Raw genomic sequence first — 24,633 nt, 5'->3', positions numbered from 1 at the left:
AAGGCGGGGTGGGTCCGGTTGCGGGGGTGTCCGCGGCATGGATGCCGCGGCCAAGCCCCCAGGGACGGGTTTACGGCGTCCCCCGCAACCGGACCCACCCCGCCATCCCACGGAATGCACGCTGTTGCTGTTGCTGTTGCTCCGGCCGGTAGCAGGTGCAGGGCGCAGCCCTGCCGATACCCCCCTCCTGCGACGGTTCGTCGCACGGCGCCCCCGGGGGGCACCTCTACACTAGCGCGGTGATCCGTGCCTTCCGCCTGCATCGAACCCTGCTCCAGCTCGCCTTCATCGCGACGCTGCTGATGGTGCTCGCGCCGCTGGTCAGCCGCGCGCTGCAGGCGCAGCCGATGGATCATGCGGGCATGGCAGGCATGGACCACACGGCCATGGGCCACGACATGCACGACATGGCCATGGCCGGTCACGCGCACCACGATGCAGAGCCGGCTGTGCCCAGCCCGCCTGCCGATCCGCACGCCATGCATGGCGAGGCCTGCGAGTACTGCGTGCTGGCCATGCGCCTGCTGCCGTGGCTGGCAGTGCTGGTGCTGCTGCTGCCCCTGCTGTGGCGGCCGAAGCTGGTGTTCCCGTGGTCACAGCTGCGACTGCCGCTGCTGCATTGGCCGGCACACGCCGCGCGTGGCCCGCCGCCGATCTCCACCGTCCGCTGATTTCCCTATCGAATCCGTCGCACGATGCCTGCAAGGGTGTCGTGCGCGCGTGCGTACCTTGGAGCTGTTCCCATGAAAATGACTTTCCCCGGCGCGGGCGCCCGCGCGCGCCTGCCGTTTGCCCTTGGCGTTGCCTTGGCCGCGCCCTTCGCCCATGCCGCGCCCGCTGAAGAAGCGCGGACGCTGGATACGCTGGTGGTCACCGCCGCTGCACCGTCCTCGCCCTTGCACTGGGTGACCGATCCGCGCCTGCCGCGGCAGCCGGTGCCGGCCAGCGATGGCGCCGATTACCTGAAGACCGTTCCCGGCTTTTCCGCCATCCGCAATGGCGGCACCAACGGCGATCCGGTGCTGCGTGGCATGTTCGGTTCGCGGCTGAACATCCTCAGCAACGATGGCAATCTGATTGGTGCGTGTCCCTCGCGCATGGACAACCCGTTGTCCTACATCTCGCCGGAGAGCTTTGACCGGCTGACGATCATCAAGGGCCCGCAGAGCGTGCGCTGGGGTGCGGGTGCGTCTGCGGGCACCGTGCGTTTTGAGCGTGATACCCCGCGTTTCGACGAGCCGGGGCTGCGTGCCGATGCCAGCACGCTGGTCGGTTCGCGCAACCGCAACGACCAGGTGTTGGACCTTACCCTGGGCAATCCGACGGGCTATGTGCGTGCCAGCGGCAACCGCTCCGAAGCCGACGACTACAAGGACGGCAACGGCGATGTGGTTCCATCGAAATGGCGCAAGTGGAATGGCGACGTAGCCGTTGGCTGGACGCCTGACGCCGATACCCTGCTTGAAGTGTCCGCCGGTGCCGGCGATGCGATCGCGCGCTACGCCGGACGCGGCATGGACGGTGCCGCGTTCGAGCGCACCAGCTACGCCGCGCGCTTCGAGAAGCGCAACCTGCCCGGGGCGTGGGACACGCTGCAGGCCAACGTGTACTACAACGAAGCCGACCACGTGATGGACAACTACACGCTGCGCGAGCCGAACCCGCACAGCATGATGCCGATGCCGATGGCGTCGAACGTGGATCGCCGCACGCAGGGTGGACGCATCAGCTCCGAATGGCGCTGGCAGGACGTGCAGCTGGTGGCCGGCATGGATGGCGAGGACAGCCGTCACCGCGGCCGGATGGGCATGGGGCGCGGCACCTACAGACAGGCGGACTGGAACACCGACGCCAACTTCCGCCGCTACGGTGCATTCACTGAACTGACCCTCGGCGCCGACACTGATCAGCGCTGGATCGGCGGCCTGCGCGTCGATCGTGCCAGCGTGCGCGATGAGCGCGCCGACATCGGCGGCATGATGATGGCCATGCCCAATCCCACCGCCGGCAAGCGCCGCAGGGAATGGCTGGGCAGTGGGTTCCTGCGCTACGAACAGGATCTCGCCGACGGCCTGACCTGGTATGCCGGCCTTGGCCACAGCCAGCGCATGCCTGACTACTGGGAACTGTTCTCGCCCGATCATGGGCCGGCAGGTGCGGTGAACGCGTTCGCTGGCATCCAGCCCGAACGCACTACCCAGCTCGATGTTGGCCTGCAATACAAGGGCCCGCGGGTGCAGGCCTGGGTCTCCGCCTATGCGGGGCAGATCCAGGACTACATCCTGTTCACCTATCGCGGCAGCGGCATGATGGGCATGAGCCAGGCCGACAACGTGCAGGCACGCATCGCCGGTGCCGAGGCCGGTGTGCAGCTGCAGCTGGACGCGCAGTGGAAGCTGGGTGGCACCCTGGCCTATGCCTGGGGCGAGAACCGCGACCAGCATCGCCCGTTGCCGCAGATGCCGCCGCTGGAAGCGCGCCTGAGTGCGGACTGGGAAGGCCAGCGCTGGAGTGCCGGCGCGCTGGTGCGCGCGGTCACCCATCAGCATCGGGTCGCGGACGGGCAGGGCAACGTAGTGGCGCAGGACCTCGGGCCGAGCAGCGGCTTTGCCACGCTGGCGCTCAATGCGGCCTATCGCTTCAGTTCGCAGCTGCAGCTCAGCGCCGGCGTCGACAACCTGTTCGACCGTGCCTACAGCGAGCATCTGAATCTGGCCGGTAGCGCCGATTTCGGCTTCCCGGCCGATCCGGTGCGCATCAACGAGCCCGGCCGCAGCCTGTGGATGAAGGTGAACTACCGGTATTGAGGCCGCAGGCCAGACCGGATCGCCGAGGTAAAAGAAACGGGGTCGGATCCCCGCCAGGTTCCGACCCCGCCCGGCGCCCTCGGCCGGGCCTCCCGACTCTACGACGGCGTCGCCGCTCATGGCGCGCCGGGATACATCCCGACATACACCGACACCGTGCTGCGGACCCTTGCATGGAATGGGCGCACAGCGCTATCGCAGTACCTGTTCCACACCGGTAAACGCTTGGCACATACCGCTTTTGCAGGGGCTTGCCTACACTCGGCGGCCGTGGATCGCTCAGGATTGTTCATGTTGGCTCGTATCGCTTCGACCCTGGCCCTTGGCCTCAGCCTGGCCGTGCTGGCCGGGTGCGCAGGCAAACAGGAGGCCGCCGCGCGTCGGCAGGGCGAAGCCGTGCCGGTCACCGCGCAGGTCGTGCAGGCGATGCAGTGGAGCGACACGCTGCAGGCGCTGGGTACGGCCAAGGCGCGCGAGTCGATCAGCGTGACCGCCAAGGTGAGCGAGATCGTCGAGCGCGTGCATTTCGAAAGTGGCCAGCAGGTCGCCGCTGGCGCGCCGCTGGTGACCCTGCGCGGTCAGGCCCAGGAAGCCGCATTGGTGCAGGCGCAGGCGACCTTCCGCGAAGCCGACCAGTTGTACAAGCGCCAGCGCGAACTGGCGGCACAGCGGTTGGTGTCCAGCGCGACCCTGGATACGCAGAAGTCGATCCGCGACGCCGCCGAAGCACGCGTGGCGCAGATGCAGTCGGACATCGGCGACCGCCGTGTGCGCGCACCGTTCGCCGGCGTCCTCGGCATCCGCCAGATCAGCCCGGGCACGCTGCTGACACCGACCACGGTGATCGCCACCCTCGACGACGTCGAGCGCATGCACATCGATTTCCAGGTGCCGGAAGTGGAACTGGCCGCGCTGACCACCGGCGACAAGGTGCAGGCCACCAGCGTGGCTTGGCCGGGCCGCACCTTCGAAGGCGAGGTCAGCACCATCGATGCACGCATTGATCCGGCCACCCGTGCGGTGACCGTACGTGCCGACTTCGCCAACAGTGACCACGCACTGCGTCCGGGCATGCTGCTCGACGTGCGCCTGTTCCATCCCGATCGACCCGCACTGGTGGTGCCGGAAATCGCCGTGGTGCAGGTCGGTCGCGACAGCTTCATGTACCGCATCAAGGCCGATGACACCGTCGAACGCGTGGACGTGGTCACCGGTGCACGCCGCGCCGGCGTGGTCGAGATCAAGCAGGGCCTGCAGGCGGGCCAGCGCATCGTGGTGGACGGCACCGGCAAGCTGCGTGCAGGCCTGAAGGTGGCGGCCACCGACGCCGCGCCCGCCAGTGGCGCGCAGCCGGCGACGGTTGAAGCACCGGTCGCTGCCGAGGGTCACGGCGGATGAAGCTGTCTGACATCTCCATCCAGCGGCCGGTGTTTGCCGTGGTGATGAGCCTGTTGTTGCTGGTGCTGGGCGTGATGTCCTTCACCCGCTTGACCCTGCGCGAACTGCCGGCCATCGACCCGCCGATCGTCTCGGTCTCGGTGGACTACACCGGTGCTTCCGCAGCGGTGATCGAGAGCCGGATCACCCAGGTGCTGGAAGACGCCCTGGCCGGCATCGAAGGCATCGATACGATCAACGCACGCAGCACCAACGGCCGCTCGCAGGTCAGCATCGAGTTCACCTCCAACCGTGACATCGAAGCGGCGGCCAACGACGTGCGCGATGCGGTCAGCCGCGTGGCCGACCGCATGCCCGAAGAGGCGCGGCCACCGGAGATCGCCAAGGTCGAGAGCGATGCCGATCCGATCATCTGGTTCAACATGGTGTCCTCGACCATGGACACGCTGGAACTGAGCGACTACGCCGACCGCTACGTGGTCGATCGCTTTTCCAGCCTCGATGGCGTGGCCCAGGTCCGCATCGGTGGCCGCCAGCGCTACGCGATGCGCATCTGGCTGGACCGCGACCAGCTGGCCGCACGCGGGCTGACCACCGGCGACATCGAAACCGCGCTGCGCAACGAAAACGTGGAACTGCCGGCGGGCCGCATCGAATCCACCGACCGTGATTTCACCCTGCGCGTGGAGCGCAACTACATCAAGCCGGAAGACTTCGCGACCATCCCGCTGGGCAAGGGCAGTGACGGCTACGTGGTGCGCATGGGCGATGTGGCGAAGATCGAGCTGGCCTCGGCCGAGCGTCGCGCCTACTACCGCAGCAACGGCGAGCCCGGCATCGGCCTGGGCATCGTCAAGACCTCCACCGCCAACTCGCTGGACGTGGCGCGCACCGCGCGCGCCGAGGCCGAACGTGTTGCGCTGACCCTGCCCAAGGGCACGCAGATTTTCGTTGCCTTCGACAACACCACCTTCATCGAGGCCGCCGTCGACCGCGTGTACGCGACGCTGGTGGAGGCGATGATCCTGGTGCTGGCGGTGATCTGGCTGTTCCTCGGCAGTTTCCGCGCGGCGTTGATTCCGGCGGTGACGGTGCCGGTGTGCCTGGTGGCGGCGTTCATCGCGCTGTATGCGTTCGACTTCTCGATCAACCTGTTGACCCTGCTCGCGCTGGTGCTGTGCATCGGCCTGGTGGTGGATGACGCGATCGTGGTGGTGGAAAACGTGCAGCGCCGCATCGACCTGGGCGAGCCGCCGCTGGTGGCGTCCAAGCGCGGTAGCGCACAGGTGGCGTTCGCGGTGATCGCCACCACCGCCGTGCTGGTGGCGGTGTTCCTGCCGGTCGGTTTCCTGGAAGGCAATACCGGGCGCCTGTTCCGCGAACTGGCGGTGGCCCTGGCCGCAGCGGTCGCGCTGTCAGCGTTCGTTGCGCTGACGCTGACCCCGATGATGGCTTCCAAGCTGCTCAAGCCGCATACCGGGCAGGCACCGCGCGGGCTGCACGGTTTCATCAACCGCAATCTGGAACGCCTGGCCGGCGCTTACGGTCGCGTGCTCGATCATCATGTCGATCGCACGTGGATCTATCTGCTGGTGATGGTCGCAGCGCTGGCGGCCAGCTGGCTGCTGATCAAAGTGCTGCCTTCGGAACTGGCTCCGGCCGAAGACCGAGGTTCGTTCCAGATCATGATCGATGGCCCGGAGGGCGCCGGCTACGACTACACCGTGCAGCAGGTGCAGCAGGTGGAAGCGCTGCTGGCACCGCATGTGGGCGCGGACAAGCCGATCGTGCGCGCCAACCCGCGCGTGCCCGGCGGCTTCGGCGCAAGCGAGGAAATGCACACCGGCCGCGTCAGCGTGTTCCTGCAGCCGTGGCGCCAGCGCAGCGAAGGCACGCCGGAAGTAGCCAACGAACTGCAGAAGGAACTGGACACCATCCGTGGTGTGCGCGTGCGTACCCAGGTCGGTGGTGGCCTGGTGCGCAGTGGTGGGCAGCCGTTCCAGATCGTGCTCGGCGGACCGGAATACGCTGAGATCGCGCAGTGGCGCGACCGCATCCTGCTGCGCATGGCCGACAACCCCGGTCTGGTCGGCCCGGACTCGGACTACAAGGAAACCCGTCCGCAGATGCGGGTGAACATCGACCGCCAGCGTGCGGCCGACCTCGGCGTGCCGGTCACCGCGATCGGTTCGGCGCTGGAAACGATGATGGGCTCGCGCCGCGTCACCACCTTCGTCGACAACGGCGAGGAGTACGACGTGCTGGTCCAGGCCGGCCGTGATGGCCGCGCCAGCCCGGCCGACCTCGCCGCGATCCGCGTGCGTGCGACCTCCGGCGAACTGGTGCCGTTGTCCAACCTGGTCACGCTGAGCGAAGTGGCCGAAGCGGGTACCTTGAACCGCTTCAACCGGCTGCGCTCGATCACCATCAGCGCCGGTCTCGCACCGGGCTATCCGCTGGGCGAGGCCATCGCCTGGGCGCAGCAGGTCACCCGCGAAGAGCTGCCGCAGTACGCGCAGGTGAACTGGAAGGGCGAATCGCGCGAGTACCAGAGCGCGGGTGGCGCGGTGCTGCTGACCTTCGCCATGGCCCTGCTGGTGGTGTACCTGGTGCTGGCCGCACAGTTCGAGAGCTTCATCCACCCGCTGACGATCATGCTGACCGTGCCGCTGGGTGTGCTCGGTGCGCTGGTCGGCCTGTGGCTGAGCGGGGGTACGGTGAACCTGTTCAGCCAGATCGGCATCGTCATGCTGGTGGGCCTGGCGGCCAAGAACGGCATCCTGATCGTCGAATTCGCCAACCAGCTGCGCGATGACGGGCGAACCGTGCGCGAAGCGATCATCGAATCGGCGATGGTGCGCCTGCGTCCCATCCTGATGACCTCGATCGCCACCGTGGTCGGCGCGATTCCGCTGGTGGTGGCCGGTGGCCCGGGTTCGGCCAGCCGTGGCACCATCGGCATCGTGATCATCTTCGGCGTCACCCTGTCCACCTTCCTGTCGCTGTTCGTGGTGCCGGCGTTCTACGCGCGGCTGGCCCCGTATACCCGCTCGCCAGAGGCGGTGAAGCGCGAGCTGGAGAAGCAGGAGGCCGACTCGCCGTCGGTCGGTGGTCATGCCTGAGCCGGCGCGCATTCTGCAGGGCGAAGGCTTCCTCCTGCGGCCCTGGCGCAGCGATGACCTGGAGTCCCTGCTGCGCCACGCCAACGACGCGGACGTCTCGCGTGGACTGCGTGACCGCTTCCCGTATCCGTACACCCGTGAGGATGGCGAAGCCTTCCTGGGCGGACGCGTGCTGGCCCCCGGCACGCTGAACCTGGCCATCGAGATCGACGGCCAGGCCTGCGGCAGCGTGGGCGCCCAACAGGGTGTGGCCGAGCGCGGGCATACCGCTGAACTGGGTTACTGGCTCGGCCAGGCCCATTGGGGGCGGGGCCTGATGACCGGTGTGGTCGGTCTGTTCGCGCCCTGGGTGATGGACGAGCTTGGCCTGTTCAGGCTGCAGGCCACGGTGGTCGACTTCAACCTGGGCTCGGCCCGGGTACTGGAAAAGAACGGTTTCCAGGAAGAGGGCGTGGAGCGCTGCGCCGTCTACAAGCGCGGCGTCCTGCATGACCTGCGCCGCTTCGCCCGGGTGCGCACCCAGCTGCCCTGAGCACGCGGGCTGGCCACTGTAGAGCCGAGCCCATGCTCGGCTTGGGCCCCTGACGGCAGCCGAGCATGGGCTCGGCTCTACAAAACAGCGCTATCGCAGCGACCGTCGATCAGGGAGAATCGACCGGTCCCTTCCAGCCGACGGGACGTCCTCACAACCCGCCGACTGGAGAGAGCGCGCGTGGAAGCTACCGTACATTTCATCAACAGCATCATCTGGAGCAAGGCGCTGATCTTCATGTGCCTGGCCGCCGGCCTGTTCTTCAGCCTGCGCACCCGCTTCATGCAGATCCGTGGTTTCGTCGAGATGTGCCGCCTCACCGTGTCCGGTGAGAAATCCGACGCCGGCGTGTCCTCGTTCCAGGCCCTGGCCATGTCGATGGCCGGCCGCATGGGCATCGGCAACATCGCCGGCGTGGCCACCGCCATCGCCTTCGGCGGTCCCGGCGCGATCTTCTGGATGTGGGTGATGGGCTTCCTCGGTGCATCCACCTCGTACGTGGAATGCACCCTGGCGCAGATCTACAAGACCAAGGATGCCGAAGGCCGCTACCGCGGTGGCCCGGCCTACTACATCGAAAAGGCGATGGGCCTGAAGTGGTATGCCATGGCTTTCGCCATCGCCACGATCATCGCCGCCGGCTTCCTGATGCCCGGAGTGCAGGCCAACGCGATCGCCGACAGCATCATCAATGCCTGCCGTGGCACCGCGCTGTGCGGTCCGCTCGATGGTCAGTCCTTCGGCATGGAATCGGTGCAGGCGCTGAAGCTGGGCATCGGCATCGTCGTCGCCCTGCTGTTGGGCGTGGTGATCTTCGGTGGCGTCAAGCGCATCGCCAACTTCGCCGAAGTGGTGGTGCCGTTCATGGCGGCCGGCTTCATCCTGATGGCCATCGTCATCATGATCATCAACTACGACCGCGTGCCGGAAATGTTCGGCATCATCTTCAAGAGCGCCTTCGGTACCCACGCCGCGTTCGGCGCGATGATGGGCCTGGCAGTGGAGTGGGGCATCAAGCGCGGCATCTACGCCAACGAGGCCGGTCAGGGTTCGGGTCCGCACGCTGCGGCGGCTTCGGAGGTCTCGCACCCGGCCAAGCAGGGTTACGTGCAGGCCTTCGCCATCTACTTCGACACCATGATGGTGTGCACCGCCACCGCCTTCCTGATCCTGGCCAGCGGCACCTACAACGTGTATTCGCCGGTCGCGGGTGCCGAGCCGATCTTCCAGGGCCTGGCCGGCATTCCAGAAGGTGCGGGCTACGCGCAGGCGGGTGTGGAAGCGGTGCTGCCGGGCTGGGGTTCGGCGTTCGTGTCGGTGGCGATCTTCTTCTTCGCCTTCACCACGATCATGGCCTATTACTACATGGCCGAAACCAACCTGACCTACGTCAACCACAACAGGAAGCGGCCGTTCACCGTGCTGCTGCTGCGCCTGGGCATCATCGGCATGGTGGTGTTCGGTGCCTTCCACAACGCCACCCTGGCCTGGGCGCTGGGCGACATCGGCGTAGGCCTGATGGCCTGGCTGAACATCATCGCCATCCTCATCGTGCAGAAGCCGGCCATGCTGGCCCTGCGCGATTACGAACGACAGAAGAAGCTCGGCCTGGATCCGATCTTCGACCCCGATGCCCTGGGCATCAAGAACGCCGATTTCTGGCGTCAACGCAAGCTGGAGTTGTCCCGTAGTGAATGATCCCTGGAAGAATGCCCGCCGCCCGTCGTCGCGACCGCCGCGGGCCACCCCGCTGCCACCGCGTGAGGGCGGCACCCCGCCGCCACCGGGGCGTGGCAACGACGAACTGCGCCTGTATGGCTGGAACGCGGTGCAGGCCCTGTTCGCCAAGCGTCCGCAGGCGCTGCGCAAGCTGTACCTGGTGGAGTCGCTGATTCCGCGCATGCAGCCGGTGCTGAAGTGGTGCGTGGCCAACCGCGTGGGCTATCGCGTGGTGGAGGAGGGCGACCTCAACAAGCTTGCCGCCACCACCCATCACGAAGGCCTGGTGGCCGACGTGCTGCGTGCGCCGGTGCTGCCGCTGGCGCAGTGGCTGGCCGAACTGGACGAGGGCCCGGCGCTGGCACTGTGGCTGGATGGCGTCGGCAATCCGCACAACTTCGGTGCGATCCTGCGCTCGGCCGCGCACTTCGGTGCCAAGGCGCTGCTGCTGCCTGCCAGCAGCACGCTGGCACTGTCCGGCGCGGCCGCACGCGTGGCCGAGGGCGGTGCAGAGTCGGTGCCGCTGGTGCAGCTGCCTGATGACGCAGAAGCGATGGCGCAGCTGCGCACGGCCGGTTTCGGCCTTGCCGCGACCCTGGTCGAGGGTGGCGATGACGTGTTCCGCGCATCGTTGCCGGCCCGCCTGGTCTACGTGATGGGCGCGGAAAGTGAGGGCATGGATCGCGGCCTGGCCAGCCAGTGTGATCTGCAGGTCTCCATTCCCGGCAGCGGCGCGGTGGAAAGCCTGAACGTGGCCTCGGCCACGGCCGTGCTGCTGGCGCAGTGGGCCAGCCAGCGCGGCTGAGCCCCTGACCGGGGTCAGAGCCCTCGCCCACGGCGAGGGCTCTGACCTCACTGTGTCACCGCATCACTCGTTCGGCGGCGTGGTCGCTTTTGCTTCACTGCCGAAACTGCCATCGGCTTCGGCGGCCAGATAGGCAAACACGGTGTAGGCCGCCACGTTCTGCGCCAGCGCCTTCGGGTCGATCTTGTCGAGCGTGTCGTCGGCGGTGTGGTGCAGGTGGAAGTAGTCCGAGCCATCCTGCGCCAGCCACGCCCATGCACCGCCCTTGGCCGCCAGCGGGCCGACGTCCGGGCCCGGGCCACCCTTGTCGGCCTGGTACTCGATGCCCAGCGGCTTCATCACCTCGGCAATCTGCTTCGTTGCGTCGCGCGAGCCTTCCGGGTTCGGCGAACCGGTGTTGAAGGCGTAGATGCGGCCAGCACCGAAGTCGCTCTCGGCGGCCAGCTGATGCAGGGCCACGTCCTTGGCGTGTGCCTCGGCGTAGGCCTTGCCGCCGTACAGACCTTGTTCTTCGTTGGCGAAGGCGATCACGCGGATGGTGCGCTTAGGTGCCTGCTTGAGCTGGCCGATCAGATGGCCGGCGGCCATGGTGATGCCCACGCCTGCGCCGTCATCGACCGCGCCGGTGCCCAGGTCCCACGAATCCAGATGGCCGCCGATGACGACCACTTCCTTCGGCAGCGTGCGGCCGGTGATCTCACCGATCACGTTGTACGAGGTCGCGGTGCCGTCCCAGCCGCAGTCCAGCGCCACCTTCACCGTGGTTGCGCCACGGGCGAGCAGGCGTGCCAGCTGGTCGGCGTCGGGTACTGACAGCGCCGCCGACGGTACCGGCGCCAGGCCGTCATCGAAGCGGGTGATGCCAGTGTGCGGCACGCGGTGCGAATCGGTACCGGCCGAGCGCATCAGGAAGCCTACGGCGCCCTTGCGGATGGCCTCGGACGGGCCCTTGCTGCGGATCGCGCCGCCACGGCCGTAGTCGCGGCCATCGCGGAACGGCAGCATCTGGTAATCGACGAAGGCGATCTTGCCCTTCAGCGAACCAGCCGGTGCGGCCTGCAGCGCGGCCAGATCGGCGAAGCGCACCACCTCGGCTTCCACCGTGCCGCCCGGGCTGCCACCCAGCGCAGTGATCTGCAGCGGCTGCGGGTTCCTGCCGGTCACGGCGGCGTGTTCACTGCGGCGCTCCCACTTCGGGAAGGTCACCGGTTCCTTCCATACCTTGTCAAAGCCCAGGGCCTTGAACTTGGCTTCGGCCCAGGCCACGGCACGGGCGTCGGCTTCGCTGCCGGCAATGCGCGGGCCGATCTCGGTGGTCAGCGATTCGACCACCTTCCAGCCGGTGTCATCGGCCAGCGCCTGGTCGCGCAGCTGCGCGGCGGTGGCCAGCGAGGCCGGCGGCAGGGTGGTGGCATGCGGGGCCGCGAAGGCCGGCGCGGCCAGCAGGGCGAGGGAGGATGCGATGGCAAGGACGCGGCGACGCATGGACAGCTCCGGGAAGGGTGTAAGCCTTGGAGCTTAACAGTCGTTCAGCGCCGCGCATGGGCGGGAGGTCATGGCCGCTGCGGATGCTGTTTTCCGCCAGATGCTGCAAAGCGAAAGCCCCGCCGGAGCGGGGCTTTCGCGTTTCATGTAGAGCCGGGCCCATGCTCGGCTGCCGTTTCCAGATCAGCCGAGCGTGGGCTCGGCTCTACAGGCGGCGGGGGCGCCAACGGCGCCCGACACCTTATTTCTTCAGGCTGTCGCGGATCTCGCGCAGCAGCACCACTTCTTCGGCCGGCGCTGCCGGTGCCGCTTCCTGCTTGCGCGACAGGCGGTTGATCACCTTGATCACCAGGAAGATGGCGAAGGCCACGATCACGAACTGGATCAGCGTGTTGATGAAATCACCGTAGCCGATCACCACCGCCGGGATTTCCTTGCCATCGGCGCCGATGCTGGCCGGCGACAGCGTCCACGCAAGTTGCGAGAAATCGACCTTGCCGATCAGCATGCCCAGCGGCGGCATGATGATCTTCTCCACCAGCGCGGTGACGATCTTGCCGAAGGCCGCGCCGATGACCACGCCGACGGCGAGGTCGATGACGTTGCCGCGCATCGCGAATTCCTTGAACTCGGTGAGCATTCCCATTGTTGTTTTTCTCCTGAGGGCGAGGGGGGACAGCGCGCAGGGTAGCGCAGGTGATGTCAGCCGGCGATCACGCCGTGGCGCTCGGCCACGTTCTCAAGGCGTGCGCTGAAACGGTCGCCGGGGTTGAGCGCGGCTACGCCGGAAGGCGTACCCATGAACACCAGGTCGCCGGCACGCAGCTGCCAGAGCTTGGACAGCTCGTGCAGGATCTCCGGCACGTTCCAGATCATCTGGTCGAGCAGGGACTGCTGGCGTACTTCGCCGTTGATTTCCAGCGACAGGTTGAGCGCAGCCAGGTCGCCGACTTCACCGGCATGCACGATCTCGCTGATCGGCGCGGAGGCATCAAAGCCCTTGGCCGAGTCCCACGGATGGCCCTTCTCCTTGGCGGCGGCCTGCAGGTCGCGGCGGGTCAGGTCCAGGCCCACGGCGTAGCCGTAGACCAGTGCCTCGGCATCGGCTACGGCCAGCTCGCCGGCGGGCGCGTCACGGCCGATCGCCACCACCAGTTCCACCTCGTGGTGCAGGTTGCGGGTGGCAGGCGGGTAGGGGATCACATCATCGTGCCCGACCACGATGGCGTCGGCCGGCTTGGTGAAGAACATCGGGCGGCCGCGATCGTCTGCTGCAGGCACGGCAGCACCCATCTCACGCGCATGGTCGGCGAAGTTGCGGCCGACGCAGTAGATGCGGTGCACGGGAAAACTGCCGCCACCCACGACCGGTACACGCGGCGTGGCTGCAGCAGGGATCACATCGGAGACATCGGACATACGGGCATCCAGGAAGGGAGTGCCCGCAGTCTAGAACGCAGCGAGGCCCGCCGTCAGCGGGCAGGGTCGATCAGCGCGAGGCCGGCAGCGCCGACTTGCGCACCACGTGGTACTCACCCTCGACCACGTTCGGATCGGCCGGGCGGCTCGGGCCGGGCTTGCGCGAAGCCAGCAGCTTCCACGCCAGGCCCACCAGGATCATGGCCGCACCGACGAATACGCCGATGAACACCATCGCGGCCAGGATCGCCAGGCCGAGCAGGCCCACGGCAACACGCACCAGCGGATGGCGCGGCTTGCGCGGGGCAAACAGGGTGCGGAACTGGTTGAAGGCGAAATCGCGATTGAACATGGTGGCTCGATAGGCTGGAGATCAGCGAGCCATGAGTATCGGCAGCTACCACTGTCATTGAGTGAAAAACTCGTTAAATATAGCCTTGGCTTATTACGGATCAATGACTTGTGTTCATGTCGCAGCTAGTCACATGACCAGGCATGCGACAATGCGCGATTCCGTCCGAGCCTTCGCCATGACTGCCGCTGTCGCCCTGATCACCCTTGATGCCATTGCCGATGGCGCGTTTGCCGAGGTTGAAGCGGTGGTCGATGGCGATGCCGAGTCGCTGCTGCTGTACCGCGACGGGGAACAGGTGCGCGCGTTCCTGAACATCTGCCCGCACGCGGGCCGCCGCCTGGACTGGGCACCCGGTCAATTCCTGAAGAGCCGCGAAGGCCACCTGGTCTGCGCCGCCCACGGCGCCTCGTTCGCGCTGGACAGCGGCGACTGCATCGCCGGCCCCTGCAAGGGCGACCGCCTGCGCGCCGTGCCGGTGGACGTACGCGACGGGCAGGTCTACCTGGCCTGATGCATCGGTGTGCGGACCAACGGTCCGCACCCACCAGATCAACAGGTATCCAGATCCATCCACGCACGGCGCGGATCTACCGTGTCGACCAAGGTCGACACCCACCAGAAGCAGGCCATGCCATTCCGACAGCTCGCGGGAATCCGTCGAAGGCGGGGTGGGCCCGGTTGCGGGGGCGTGAGCCGCATGGATGCGGCGACCGAGCTTACAGGGACGTACTTGCAGCGTCCCCCGCAACCGGACCCACCCCGCCATCCCACGGATAGCAGGCTGTTGCTGTTGCTGTTGCCGTTGCTGTTGCTCCGGCTGTTGCCGTTGCCTCGGCGGGTGCAGGGCGCAGCCCTGCCAACAAACCCAACCCTCAGAACATCAGGTTGATCATCACCACCACCACGCAGGTGTAGATCAGCGACAGCGGGCCGCCAACCCGCCACATCTCGCGCGGGGTGTAGTTGGCCGGGCCGGTGATCATCGAAATCACCGGGTTCGACGCCGTCATCAGGTTGTTGGACGCTGACAGCGCCACGATCAGCGCGAAGGCCGTGGGATTACCGCCTGCCGCCAGCGCCAGGTTCACCGCGATCGGCACCATCACGATCGTCGCCCCGACATGGCTGATCACCAGCGAAAACACCGTGGTCAGCAGCGCCAGCGCCAGCTCCAGCACCCAGATCGGAATGCCGGTGGGCAGCTTGTCGATGGTATGGCCGGCCACCCACGCCGCCGCACCGCTGGAATCCATCGCCCAGCCGAGCGGAATCAGCCCGGCCATCATGAACACCGTCTTCCAGTTGATCGAGGCATAGGCCTCGTCCATGCGCAGCACGCCGGTCAACAGCATGCCGGCCACGCCGGTCATCAGGGTCAGCGCCACCGGCAGCTTGCTGGTCAGCGCGATCAGGATGGTCAGCGCGAAGATCGCCATGGCGATCTTGAACTTGTGCGGGCGCTGCTCGCCGGTGGGGTAGTCGGTCACCACCACGAAGTCGCGGCTCTTGGCGGCCTGCGCCAGGTCGGTCCAGATGCTGTGGAAGACCAGCATGTCGCCGGCGCGCAGCTGCACATCGCGTACATCCTCGCGGATCACCTGCTTGTCGCGGTTGATCGCCAGCAGGCTGATGCCGCGCTCCTTGCGCAGGCGCAGGTCGGCCGCGCTCTTGCCGATCACGTTCGAGGTCGGCGGCACCACCGCTTCGGAAATGCCGGCGCGGCTGGGATTGAACAGGTCACCCAGGTGTTTCAGGCGCGAGGACATGCGCAGGAACTGGTTCTGCGCGAAATCGTGGATCTGCTCGCGCGGGCCCATCGCCCCCAGCACGCTGCCCACCCAGATGCGCATTTCCGCTGGCGGCGCCAGGCGGGTGTCATTGCCGGTCTTCAGCGCCAGCAGCAGCGGTGAATCGTGCAGGTTCTCCGCTTCGCCCAGGGTCATGCCGACCAGCGGACTCTCGGCGGTGACCACCAGCTCGAACACATCGCCTTCGATGCCGTAGGTCTTGGCGAAGTAGCTCTCGGTGCGGGCCGGCGTGGTGCCGTCGTTGACCAGGCTTTCCTCTTCCACCAGCTTGCGGTCGCCGTAGTAGCGGAAATACAGCAGCGAGGCGATCAGCAGGGCGATGCCGATCGGCAGCGGCGCGAACATGCGCAGCGGCTCGATGGTGGCCAGGCCGGAGGGCAGGTTGTTGTTGGCCGAGGCCAGCAGATCGTTCAGCAGGATCAGCGGCGAGTTGCCGACCATGGTCAGCGCGCCGCCCATCACGATCGCCGCCGAGATCGGCAGCAGCAGACGCTGCATGGTCAGCCCGGTGCGTGCGGCCAGGCGCGAGGCGACCGGCAGGTACAGCGCCATCACCGAGGGGTTCTGCATGAAGGACGAGTTCAGGCCGGCGATGGCGGTGGTCATCATCAGCAGCCGCTGCTCCACGCCATGCCCGCGCCGCAGCAGCCAGGCCGCGAGGCGGTTCAGCGCACCGGTGCGGTCCAGGCCCGCGCCGAGGATGGTGGTGGCGATGATGCTCATCACCGCGTTGCCGGAGAAGCCGCCGAAGATTTCCTCCGGCGCGATCAGGCCGGTCACGCCCAGCACCACCAGCACCACCAGCGCGACCACGTCGGCGCGGATGCGCTCGAACAGGAACATCGCCATTGTGAAGCCGACCAGCCCGAGCACGAGCTTCATGTCAGTGGTCAGCGTCAGCGCGGTATCCATGTCGGGCGCGGCGTCCTCAGGCGTTCATCAGGTGCGGTCGTACAACAGGTCCCAGACACCATGGCCGAGCTTCTGGCCGCGGGTCTCGAAGTGGGTCTGCGGGCGCCAGTCCGGGCGCGGCACGCTGCCACGCGGGCCGGCACGGTTGACCAGGCCGGGGGTGGCATCCAGCACGTCCCACATCTGCTCGGCGTAATCCTCCCAGTCGGTGGCGCAGTGCAGACGGCCGCCGGAGCGCAGCTTGCGCACCAGCAGCTCGGCAAAGCCCGGCTGGATCAGGCGACGCTTGTTGTGGCGCTTCTTGTGCCACGGGTCGGGGAAATAGATGCGCACTTCGTCCAGTGCGCCATCGGCGATTTCCTTTTCCAGCACTTCCACCGCGTCGTGGTGGTACAGGCGCACGTGGTCGGCGTTATCGTCGGCCAGCGCGTTCAGCAGGCGGCCGACGCCGGGCGCGTGCACTTCCAGGCCGATGTAATCGCGGCTGGGGTCGTGCTGTGCGGCAAAGCGTAGCGCGGCACCGTTGCCGAAGCCGATTTCCAGCACCTTGCGCGCATCGCGGCCGAAGGTGGCATCCAGATCACGCGGTTCACCGCTGAAATCCAGGCCGAAACGCGGCCAGCGCTCGTCGAACGCGCGCTGCTGGGCAGGGGTGAAACGGCCTTGCCGCAGCACGAAGCTGCGCACCTCACGGCGGCCCTCGTTGACCGTGAACGGCTTGGGCGGCGCCTTCGAACCGGCGCTGTCGAATGGATTGGTCATCAGCCGATCAACCCATCGATCGGCGAGGACGCACTGGCGTAGCGCTTGCGCGGAATGCGGCCGGCCAGGAACGCCTCGCGGCCTGCTTCCACGGCCTTGCGCATCGCGCTGGCCATCAGCACCGGGTGGCGCGCACCAGCGATGGCGGTGTTCATCAGCACACCGTCGCAGCCCAGCTCCATCGCGATCGCCGCGTCCGAAGCGGTGCCCACGCCGGCGTCGACGATGATCGGCACCTTGGCGTCTTCGATGATCTGCAGCAGGTTGTACTTGTTCTGGATGCCCAGGCCCGAGCCGATCGGCGCGGCCAGCGGCATCACCGCAGCGCAGCCGATCTCTTCCAGGCGCTTGGCCAGGATCGGGTCGTCGGAGGTATAGACCATCACCTCGAAACCGTCCTTGACCAGCTGTTCGGCGGCCTTGAGGGTCTGCACCACGTCCGGGTACAGCGACTTCTGGTCGCCCAGCACTTCCAGCTTGGTCAGGTTGTGGCCGTCCAGCAGTTCGCGGGCCAGGCGGCAGGTGCGCACGGCATCTTCGGCGGTGTAGCAGCCGGCGGTGTTGGGCAGGATGGTGTAGCGGTCCGGCGGCAGCACGTCGAGCAGGTTCGGCTCGCCCGGGTTCTGGCCGATGTTGGTGCGGCGGATGGCCACGGTGACGATCCGGGCGCCTGCGGCCTCGGTGGCCAGGCGGGTTTCTTCCAGATCCTTGAACTTGCCGGTGCCGGTGAGCAGCCGCGAGCTGTAGGTCTTGCCGGCGATCACCAGCGAATCGGGGGAGACATGAGCGTTCATGGCGCGATTATCGCTTATCCGCCTGAAGATGGGGTCGTCGTGTCGACCCCGCCGGAGACGTGAGAACGGGTAGCGCCGGGCCGTGCCCGGCGAGCGCAGGGCGTGGGCTTTGCTTCAACCACCGCCCAGCGCATGCACGATCTCCACCACATCGCCCTCGGCCAGGACATGCTCGGCATGACGGCTGCGGCTGACGATCTCGCCGTTGACCTCCACCGCCACCCGGCGTTGCAGCAGCTGCTCGGCTGCAAGCAGGTCCAGAAGGGTCGCCGAAGCGGGCAGGGTGCGGGGTTCGCCATTGAGCTGGATGTTCATGGGGCCATTGTCGCTGATCGCCGGTTCGCATCGGAACCGTTGCAAGTTGCGCGCCACGCCCGCACCGGCAAAGCCCACCAGGCCTGGCTCGGGCGACAATCCATGCGGCGGCGCAGCGTGAGCAATTGGCGGCGCAGTGAAACCATTCACCGTGCGCCGGCGTACGTGCGTCGGATCCTCAACGATATCCCCACAGGAGTTTTTACATGCTGCTCAGCAAACGCCCGATCCGCTCCCTCATGGCGGCCGCGATCGCGCTGGCCGCGCTGCCGGCCATGGCAGGCGAATCCCCTTACAGCCATGCTGTCTTCTTCGGCGACAGCCTGACCGACGCTGGCTACTTCCGTCCGCTGCTGCCGGCCGACGTGCGCCCGGTCACTGGCCAGTTCACCACCAACCCGGGTTGGGTGTGGTCGCAGCAGGTGGCCAACTACTACGGCCTCAACGGCGCTGCCAACGGCAACGGCCAGAACGGCGACAACTACGCTGTCGGCGGTGCTCGTGTCGGTGTCGACGTGGCCAGTGCACTGGGCACCATCCCATCGCTGAAGAGCCAGACGGCCCGTTACCTGGCTGCCAATGGCGGCAAGGCTGACGCCAATGCCCTGTACACGGTCTGGGGCGGTGCCAACGACCTGTTCGCCGCAGCGCGTGCGCCGGCCCAGGCGCAGGCCATCATCGGCGCGGCTGTCACCGACCAGGTGGCCCTGGTGGGCACCCTCAAGCAGGCCGGTGCCGAGTACGTGCTCGTCCCCAACCTGCCCGACGTCGGCATTGCCCCGCAGTTCCGTTCGCTGGGCCCGGCCGGTGCCGCGCAGGCCACCGCGCTGGCGGCCGGCTACAACAAGGCCCTGTATGGCGGCCTGAAGCAGGCCGGCATCGAGTTCATCCCGCTCGACACCTTCACCGTGCTGCGTGAAGTGGCGGCCAACCCGGCCATGTACGGTTTCCGCAACGTCACCGACACCGGTTGCAGGATCAACCCTGCTGACACCACCACCAGCATCCTCACCTGCAACCCGACCAGCTACGTCAGCCCGGATGCGGCCACTGCCTACCTGTTCGCCGACGGCGTACACCCGACCACCGCCGGCCATGCGCTGCTGGGCCAGTACGCGGTGTCGATCCTCGAAGGTCCGCGCCTGCAGCAGGTGCTGAGCCATTCGGCACAGACCATCGGCCGCTCGCGTGCCGATCAGGTCAGCCTGCACCAGGCGGGTCGCCCGGCTGACGGTCTGTCGTGGTGGGGCGGCGTGCGTGGCGACATGCAGCGCTACGACCACGCCGATCTGTACGACGGTCTGGCCCCGGCCGGCCTGTTCGGTATCGACTGGGCGCGTGACGGCATGGTCTTCGGCGGCTTCGCCGGCTTTGGCCGTCTGAACGCCGACTTCGGCAACAGCCGTGGCGACTTCACCCAGAAGGACACGACCGCAGGTCTGTTCGCTGGCTGGTACGGCGACCGCATCTGGGTCAATGGCCAGGTCAGCTACACTTGGCTGTCCTATGACGTGAACCGCAAGGTCCAGCTCGGCCCGGCAACCCGTGAGCACAGCGGCTCGCCGGACGGCAGCAACCTGACCGCCGCCCTGAACGCCGGTTACGAGTTCGGCACCGAAGGCGGCTTCCGCCACGGTCCGATCGCCTCGGTGATCTGGCAGCAGGTCAAGATCGACGGTTACACCGAAAGTGCCGATGCCGGCACCCTCGCCACCGCGCTGGGTTACGGCAAGCAGGATGTCGATTCCACCGTGGGCCGTATCGGTTGGCAGGCCCGCTTCGACGGCGGCACCGTCAAGCCGTACGTGCAGGTGACCTACGACCACGAGTTCGAAGACACCAAGCAGGCCAGCGCCTGGGTGCAGAGCCTGCCGGACGTGGGCATGTACCGCGTGCCGGGCATGGACTTCGACAAGAACTATGCGACCGCCATCCTGGGCGCGCGCATGGAACTGTTCGGCCTGCAGAGCAACATCGGCCTGAGCGCCACCACCCTGCAGAAGCGTGCGCAGGACGCGACGCTGTTTGCCAGCTTCAGCGGCAGCTTCTGATGCACACGACGGCAGGCCTGCGGGCCTGCCGTCCACTCAACGGGCAGGCTGCAAGGGCCTGCCCGTTGCGTTTGAACACGTGCCCCGCATAGACTTGTCGGGCAACGCGGGCGTAGCTCAATGGTAGAGCTGTAGCTTCCCAAGCTACTGACGTGGGTTCGATTCCCATCGCCCGCTCCATATCTCCCAACGGTTTGCGCCATATGAAGGCGCTCCGCAATATCAGAGCCGCTCCGCAATTAGCGGTAGGAAGCGGCCGACCTGATCACATCCACTCCTGGTATGCCTAGGGTCTCCAGCATGATCGAGATCGATGTGAGCAGGCTCTGATTCTTTGGGCCAACAATGACCTGACGAATGGGGCTCTGTCCGGTGGGGCCGATGAAGCTCAGGTCAAGATGGGGCACCGGTGATCCTTGCTTCATCATGAAGTTCACCGGGAGAGGCCCGTGCTCGCAGCCGAAGGCCCTGCCCGGTTGATCGACTAATCTATGGCTTCTACCACTTTCCTCCAGCCCAACAAGATGGATCAGCCGCACCTCTTTTTCCTCGCCGAACGCCGGATTTTTGTAGGCGCTGAGGTCCATGGCTAGTTTGAAAGCGTGTGCGAAGAAGGTGTCGTCATCGATGGGCCCTTGTTTTTCACGTTTGTGCAGTTCCAAGATGAAATCAGCGATCTCGGTGACTTGCTCCACTTCGCTATAGCAGACTCGAAGCGGCGTGACAGGCAATCTCAGAATCATTTCCGCGTCAAACCCGATGCAGAATCCCAACCCGTCCTGTGAGTAGGCGCGCCATTGACTAAGCGTGTCTCCGTCAGTTGAAAGGCAAGATGCAAGCGGCAGCGCAGCCCTGCCTGATCCACTCAGAATGGCGTCAATTCGATTCAAGAAGTCGACTCCCACCTGGTCTAGCAGTTGCGTTGCAGCTTTCTCCCATGCTTGGTAGCCCCAGTGCATCTCGAGATAGTCGTTCATCGAGTAGATATCGCAAAAGCGAAGCTTCTTCCCGGTGCAAATTGCCAGGAACGTCTCAGGAGAGCAGTAGTGGTAGAGCATGGAGCCCACAGCGGGAAAGTAAGTGCGGGGCAGTTCCAAGTGAACGTCCATTTCGTTGATCCCATCGCGCCGAATGCGTCAGGACAGTCTGTTGCCCCATAACGGAGGGCGCAAGGTGTTTTCGTGCCGATTTTTTCCGGGGGGCATGCTTTAGATGGTCAGCGAGTCGGAGTTGCTTTCGATCCTCTTTTCTTTCGAACGTAGATCTCAGTTGTTGTGACCGACGAATGCCCCAACTGGGCCTGCGCCTCGCGAATATCCTTGGCCGAATCGGCCTTGTCTGTACCCGCCTTGGCGCGGAGATCTCGGAACTGGAACTCCCCCTTTGCAATGCCCGCCGCCTCCCTAGCCTTGTCGAACCGATAGCGGAGTGCCGCCCGGCCGAGCGCTAGGCCGTCATCGTCCACGATCAGTCGCGTGCTGTAGACCTTCTCTCGCCCGTTCGGGCACTTCTCCCCCTTACGCTTTGCAATGCGCTCGAGCAGTGCAGCCAGCTCGCCCGTGATCTCCATGGTGACGCGGTTGCTGGTCTTCGACTGCTGGATGATGAGGCCGCGCGCTGTTACCTGACGCACGTCCATGGACCACACGTCGCCGACGCGCTGACCGGTGAGATAGGCCAGGTCCATAGCGTCACGCAGAGCTGCGTCGGCGTGTGCATAGACGGCCCGGAAAGAGTCATCGTCCACGTACACGTCGCGGCCGGTCTCCTTGTTGCGACGAATGCCCTCGCATGGGTTAGGTAGATCGGTGATTCCCTTGCCCCGTGCCCAGTTCCAGATGTGCGAGAACAGCGACACCTCCCGGTTCGCGATCACTTTCGCCTTCCGCCAATCCAGATACTGCCGGATGTTGATCGGGCGGATGGCTTCAAACGGCGCCGGCGGCGCGTCGAAGTAGCTCAGCAGCGCGGTGATACAGCGATTGTTGAGGCGCTGGGTGGTGACGGCCTTGGTAGGAACCACCTCGGCGCGGTAGCGATCGGCAACGTGCCGGAAGGTCACGACGGCCGCTGCGGGGATCGTGCTAGCGTGTTCGATCTCGGCCCATCGCTTGATGGCCACGCCGTAGTCGCTGCCGAGGGGTGTTTCGCGCCTCGGCTTGCCGCCGTGGTCATAGTAGTAATGGGTAACGCCCGATTTCTGCTTGCGTGGCCTGAACCGGGGGATTGCCCCCGGCTTACTCGGTTTCCGTCCCATTTCAAGCGACCTTGCTGGAAGTCCATGTCGGCGGCGCCTTTGGTGCATGCGCCGTTCCCTCAACGCTGGAGCGCAGCACGACCGGCCAGTCGTGCGCGTCCAGGTAGTGCTTGATCCCGTTCTTGCGGAGAAATGCCGCCTGGCGCGCGCGCTGTGGTGTACGGCACAGGCCGGTGATCTCGTCTCGCGAAAGGTACATGTCAGACGGCACTGGCCACCTTCCCTCCGCCTGCCATCATCAGGCGCATCTGTACGACGTTGTCGGCAACAGCTGCCGGCGACGGTGCCCGCGCGCTGCGCGCCGGACGATTGAGCCGGCGCCACGCCTCGATGGCCTTGTCGGGATCGGCATGCTTGCTGGTCGACCTGCAGGCGCACTCGACCAGGTGGCCGCCGCCGGCGGAGGCGCAGCGCTTGTCGTGGATGTGGCGCGCGCGGTGGCCTGCGGCGCAGTTCGGCAACCCTTCCGGGTGGCTGATATGTTCCTGGGTCATGGCTTGTTGCACTCCTCGATGTGGGCTTCGAGCTGTTCAATCAGGAAGGTGGCTTCGGTGGCCCTGCGGCGGCGCTCGTGCGTGCTGACCGGTGCCGGGCCGGCGTCCCGGATCCACTTCAGCGGCTCAAGGAACCAGCTCGGGTCGACAGGCAGCAGCTTGCGCGGGTCGGGCTTGTTGTCGGGTGGGAAGCAATCCGGCCCTGCCCAGTCCTCGCTCATGCCGCAGCGCGTGCAGACGCGCCGCTGGAAGTCGTGGACCTTCTCGGGCTGGATAACGCGCGGTGTCTCGAACAGTGCGCGGACAACGAGCCCACGCTGGTGGGCGGCGTAGACGTGGCCGGCGTCCGCCTGCATCCAGCAGCCAGGCCGGTGATCGTCCTTGTGGCGGTACTCCCAGCGCACTGGCTGAGCGGTGTAGAGCGCTTTCAGCAGGGTGTCAGCCCAGGCGCGCACCTCGCGGCCGTCGACAGCGGTGGCCGGATCGACACGCCGCATGGCAGAGACAACCGCGGCGACAGGCGACGATGCCTTGGTGGCCTCGACAACGGTGGCCGGGGAAACAGGAAGTGGTGCGGTCATGTGAACAGATCCAGTTGGGCCGGCAGTGCCGGAGATGGGGCAGGCACTGCTGATCGTTCAACGGCGATCAGATGCAGCAGGCGCGCGCGATCTGCGGCGGCCAGGTCCATGCAGTGCCAGAACGGCGGATCCATCAGGCCGCCATTGCCTGGGCCCTGAAGACGTACGCGCCGCGCGAGTGCCAAGTGCTGCCGCATGAAGATCAGCAACCTGTGGCGGGCGAGCGGGAACCCAGCGGCGATCATCGGAACATCTCCAACTGCTGCGGAACGGCCGGACGACGGATTGCGTAGGGGCTGGGATCTCGTTCGTTGAGCAGGTCCAGGGCAATATGGAAGTGGTAGCCGCGACCGTTCATGTCGGTGATGCAGACCATCGGGAAGTAGCAGACCGCGATCGCACCGGAGCAGAACAGGTAGTAGCCGCGACCACACGGCGCGCGGCCGGCCTCGGTGCTGCTGTCCAGCATGTCGCGCGTCCAGCCGGCGGCAATGCGGACGGCTACCGCGTTCGATGCGATCTCCCATGCCTCGTCTCGGTCCATGATCCGCGAGGACACCATGCCCATGGTGCGCAGCGCGGCGGCCATGTCGCCGGCAGCGAGCGCCTGCAGCGCTTGGCCGCGAGCCTCCCACAGAAGAGCATCCTGGGGTGCGATTAAGTCCAGCTCGACCCCGGACATGCTGGCCAGCTGCCGGCCGACCTCGGGGTGGTCGATTGCAGCGGTGAGCAGCTGGTCAGCCATGGCAGTTCTCCGCCCGCCGCACCGGCATGGCAGAATGCCGGCGAGTCCACAGGGGGATCAGGGAATGAACTGGCTTAGTGCGGTGTGGAATGGAATTAGCCCTTGCATGGAGCCAGGGATCGGCAATTGCGTCGTGTGGTGGGACGCATGGGCCGCAGTCGGCGCTTGGGTCGCCGCTGGAGCGACAGTTTTTGTGGCTATTGCAGCGCAGAAAACTTCGGCAAGAGCAGTGCATATCGCGAGCGAGCAGCACAAAGAGACGGTTGACGCTC

24 protein-coding genes and 1 tRNA gene are annotated in these 24,633 nt (G+C 66.4%); 10 read left to right on the top strand and 15 right to left on the bottom strand.

Features of this window, described 5'->3' with window-relative positions; all coding sequences use genetic code 11:
- Nucleotides 1-242: 242 nt before the first annotated feature.
- From GIW57_RS06545 to GIW57_RS06515, 7 genes are all read left to right on the top strand, one after another.
- Nucleotides 243-671: a DUF2946 family protein gene (locus GIW57_RS06545; RefSeq protein WP_329605744.1), complete on the top strand. Its 429-nt coding sequence runs from the start codon at nt 243-245 to the stop codon at nt 669-671.
- A gap of 72 nt (nt 672-743) precedes the next feature.
- Nucleotides 744-2,807 carry a TonB-dependent copper receptor gene (locus GIW57_RS06540; RefSeq protein WP_236509521.1) on the top strand — a complete coding sequence of 688 codons (2,064 nt, stop codon included), beginning with the start codon at nt 744-746 and terminating at the stop codon, nt 2,805-2,807.
- A 291-nt stretch (nt 2,808-3,098) separates the two neighbouring features.
- Nucleotides 3,099-4,205 (top strand): efflux RND transporter periplasmic adaptor subunit, encoded by a 1,107-nt coding sequence (locus tag GIW57_RS06535; RefSeq protein WP_236509519.1) that lies wholly within the window; start codon nt 3,099-3,101, stop codon nt 4,203-4,205.
- Entirely contained in the window at nt 4,202-7,327 is a 3,126-nt protein-coding gene (locus GIW57_RS06530; protein WP_236509518.1) for an efflux RND transporter permease subunit, read from the top strand. The genes GIW57_RS06535 and GIW57_RS06530 overlap by 4 nt, the downstream gene beginning before the upstream one ends.
- A complete protein-coding gene (locus GIW57_RS06525; protein ID WP_180165763.1) occupies nt 7,320-7,859 on the top strand; it encodes a GNAT family protein in 540 nt (179 codons plus the stop codon). The genes GIW57_RS06530 and GIW57_RS06525 overlap by 8 nt, the downstream gene beginning before the upstream one ends.
- Before the next feature lie 180 nt (nt 7,860-8,039).
- Nucleotides 8,040-9,557, top strand: coding sequence for an alanine/glycine:cation symporter family protein (locus GIW57_RS06520; protein WP_089236620.1), 1,518 nt, complete (start codon nt 8,040-8,042; stop codon nt 9,555-9,557).
- On the top strand, nt 9,550-10,383 hold the full coding sequence (locus GIW57_RS06515) for a TrmH family RNA methyltransferase (protein WP_236509516.1): 834 nt from the start codon (nt 9,550-9,552) through the stop codon (nt 10,381-10,383). The genes GIW57_RS06520 and GIW57_RS06515 overlap by 8 nt, the downstream gene beginning before the upstream one ends.
- Nucleotides 10,384-10,446: 63 nt before the next feature.
- Here the strand turns inward: GIW57_RS06515 and GIW57_RS06510 are convergent, their stop codons facing one another.
- The 4 genes from GIW57_RS06510 to GIW57_RS06495 all read right to left on the bottom strand — a co-directional run bounded on the left by GIW57_RS06510 (nt 10,447) and on the right by GIW57_RS06495 (nt 13,639).
- Nucleotides 10,447-11,868, bottom strand: a complete 1,422-nt coding sequence (locus GIW57_RS06510) for a M28 family peptidase (protein ID WP_236509514.1) — start codon at nt 11,866-11,868, stop codon at nt 10,447-10,449.
- A 241-nt stretch (nt 11,869-12,109) separates the two neighbouring features.
- Entirely contained in the window at nt 12,110-12,514 is a 405-nt protein-coding gene (gene mscL, locus GIW57_RS06505) for a large-conductance mechanosensitive channel protein MscL (RefSeq protein WP_006387613.1), read from the bottom strand.
- A 56-nt stretch (nt 12,515-12,570) separates the two neighbouring features.
- The gene (locus tag GIW57_RS06500; RefSeq protein ID WP_236509512.1) at nt 12,571-13,287 is read right to left on the bottom strand and encodes a fumarylacetoacetate hydrolase family protein; all 717 of its coding nucleotides are present in this window, start codon (nt 13,285-13,287) and stop codon (nt 12,571-12,573) included.
- 70 nt (nt 13,288-13,357) lie between these two features.
- The gene (locus GIW57_RS06495) at nt 13,358-13,639 is read right to left on the bottom strand and encodes a hypothetical protein (RefSeq protein WP_089236615.1); all 282 of its coding nucleotides are present in this window, start codon (nt 13,637-13,639) and stop codon (nt 13,358-13,360) included.
- Between the two features lie 178 nt (nt 13,640-13,817).
- Here GIW57_RS06495 and GIW57_RS06490 point away from each other — a divergent pair, with 178 nt between their 5' ends.
- Nucleotides 13,818-14,153 carry a Rieske (2Fe-2S) protein gene (locus tag GIW57_RS06490; protein ID WP_049469607.1) on the top strand — a complete coding sequence of 112 codons (336 nt, stop codon included), beginning with the start codon at nt 13,818-13,820 and terminating at the stop codon, nt 14,151-14,153.
- 361 nt (nt 14,154-14,514) lie between these two features.
- Here the strand turns inward: GIW57_RS06490 and GIW57_RS06485 are convergent, their stop codons facing one another.
- The 4 genes from GIW57_RS06485 to thiS all read right to left on the bottom strand — a co-directional run bounded on the left by GIW57_RS06485 (nt 14,515) and on the right by thiS (nt 18,233).
- Nucleotides 14,515-16,362 carry an SLC13 family permease gene (locus GIW57_RS06485; protein ID WP_089236614.1) on the bottom strand — a complete coding sequence of 616 codons (1,848 nt, stop codon included), beginning with the start codon at nt 16,360-16,362 and terminating at the stop codon, nt 14,515-14,517.
- 27 nt (nt 16,363-16,389) lie between these two features.
- Nucleotides 16,390-17,124 carry a tRNA (guanosine(46)-N7)-methyltransferase TrmB gene (gene trmB / locus GIW57_RS06480; protein ID WP_089236613.1) on the bottom strand — a complete coding sequence of 245 codons (735 nt, stop codon included), beginning with the start codon at nt 17,122-17,124 and terminating at the stop codon, nt 16,390-16,392.
- Complete coding sequence (locus GIW57_RS06475) at nt 17,124-17,918, bottom strand: thiazole synthase (RefSeq protein ID WP_089236612.1); 795 nt, start codon at nt 17,916-17,918, stop codon at nt 17,124-17,126. The genes trmB and GIW57_RS06475 overlap by 1 nt, the downstream gene beginning before the upstream one ends.
- A 114-nt stretch (nt 17,919-18,032) precedes the next feature.
- A complete protein-coding gene (thiS, locus tag GIW57_RS06470) occupies nt 18,033-18,233 on the bottom strand; it encodes a sulfur carrier protein ThiS (RefSeq protein ID WP_025874279.1) in 201 nt (66 codons plus the stop codon).
- A gap of 206 nt (nt 18,234-18,439) precedes the next feature.
- Here thiS and GIW57_RS06465 point away from each other — a divergent pair, with 206 nt between their 5' ends.
- Nucleotides 18,440-20,284: an autotransporter domain-containing protein gene (locus tag GIW57_RS06465; protein WP_236509510.1), complete on the top strand. Its 1,845-nt coding sequence runs from the start codon at nt 18,440-18,442 to the stop codon at nt 20,282-20,284.
- 106 nt (nt 20,285-20,390) lie between these two features.
- Nucleotides 20,391-20,464: transfer RNA gene (locus tag GIW57_RS06460), tRNA-Gly, on the top strand.
- 59 nt (nt 20,465-20,523) lie between these two features.
- Here the strand turns inward: GIW57_RS06460 and GIW57_RS06455 are convergent.
- From GIW57_RS06455 to GIW57_RS06425, 7 genes are all read right to left on the bottom strand, one after another.
- Nucleotides 20,524-21,381 carry a DUF2971 domain-containing protein gene (locus GIW57_RS06455; protein WP_236509509.1) on the bottom strand — a complete coding sequence of 286 codons (858 nt, stop codon included), beginning with the start codon at nt 21,379-21,381 and terminating at the stop codon, nt 20,524-20,526.
- Nucleotides 21,382-21,500: 119 nt separating this feature from the next.
- Nucleotides 21,501-22,541: a tyrosine-type recombinase/integrase gene (locus GIW57_RS06450; protein ID WP_236509507.1), complete on the bottom strand. Its 1,041-nt coding sequence runs from the start codon at nt 22,539-22,541 to the stop codon at nt 21,501-21,503.
- Nucleotide 22,542: 1 nt separating this feature from the next.
- Nucleotides 22,543-22,740, bottom strand: a complete 198-nt coding sequence (locus GIW57_RS06445; protein WP_005418789.1) for a DUF4224 domain-containing protein — start codon at nt 22,738-22,740, stop codon at nt 22,543-22,545.
- A gap of 1 nt (nt 22,741) precedes the next feature.
- On the bottom strand, nt 22,742-23,035 hold the full coding sequence (locus GIW57_RS06440; protein ID WP_236509505.1) for a hypothetical protein: 294 nt from the start codon (nt 23,033-23,035) through the stop codon (nt 22,742-22,744).
- Nucleotides 23,032-23,616 carry a hypothetical protein gene (locus GIW57_RS06435; RefSeq protein ID WP_236509503.1) on the bottom strand — a complete coding sequence of 195 codons (585 nt, stop codon included), beginning with the start codon at nt 23,614-23,616 and terminating at the stop codon, nt 23,032-23,034. Before GIW57_RS06435 ends, GIW57_RS06440 begins: the two co-directional genes overlap by 4 nt.
- Entirely contained in the window at nt 23,613-23,861 is a 249-nt protein-coding gene (locus tag GIW57_RS06430) for a hypothetical protein (protein ID WP_236509501.1), read from the bottom strand. The genes GIW57_RS06435 and GIW57_RS06430 overlap by 4 nt, the downstream gene beginning before the upstream one ends.
- Nucleotides 23,858-24,361 carry a hypothetical protein gene (locus GIW57_RS06425; RefSeq protein ID WP_236509499.1) on the bottom strand — a complete coding sequence of 168 codons (504 nt, stop codon included), beginning with the start codon at nt 24,359-24,361 and terminating at the stop codon, nt 23,858-23,860. The genes GIW57_RS06430 and GIW57_RS06425 overlap by 4 nt, the downstream gene beginning before the upstream one ends.
- Between the last annotated feature and the right edge of the window lie 272 nt (nt 24,362-24,633).

The sequence above is a fragment of the Stenotrophomonas sp. PA-6-5C genome (genome assembly GCF_021605635.1).
Classification (GTDB): Bacteria; Pseudomonadota; Gammaproteobacteria; order Xanthomonadales; family Xanthomonadaceae; genus Stenotrophomonas; species Stenotrophomonas lactitubi.
The sequence above is the reverse complement of the archived record's forward strand: the minus strand, read 5'-3'. Positions and strand labels throughout refer to the sequence as shown.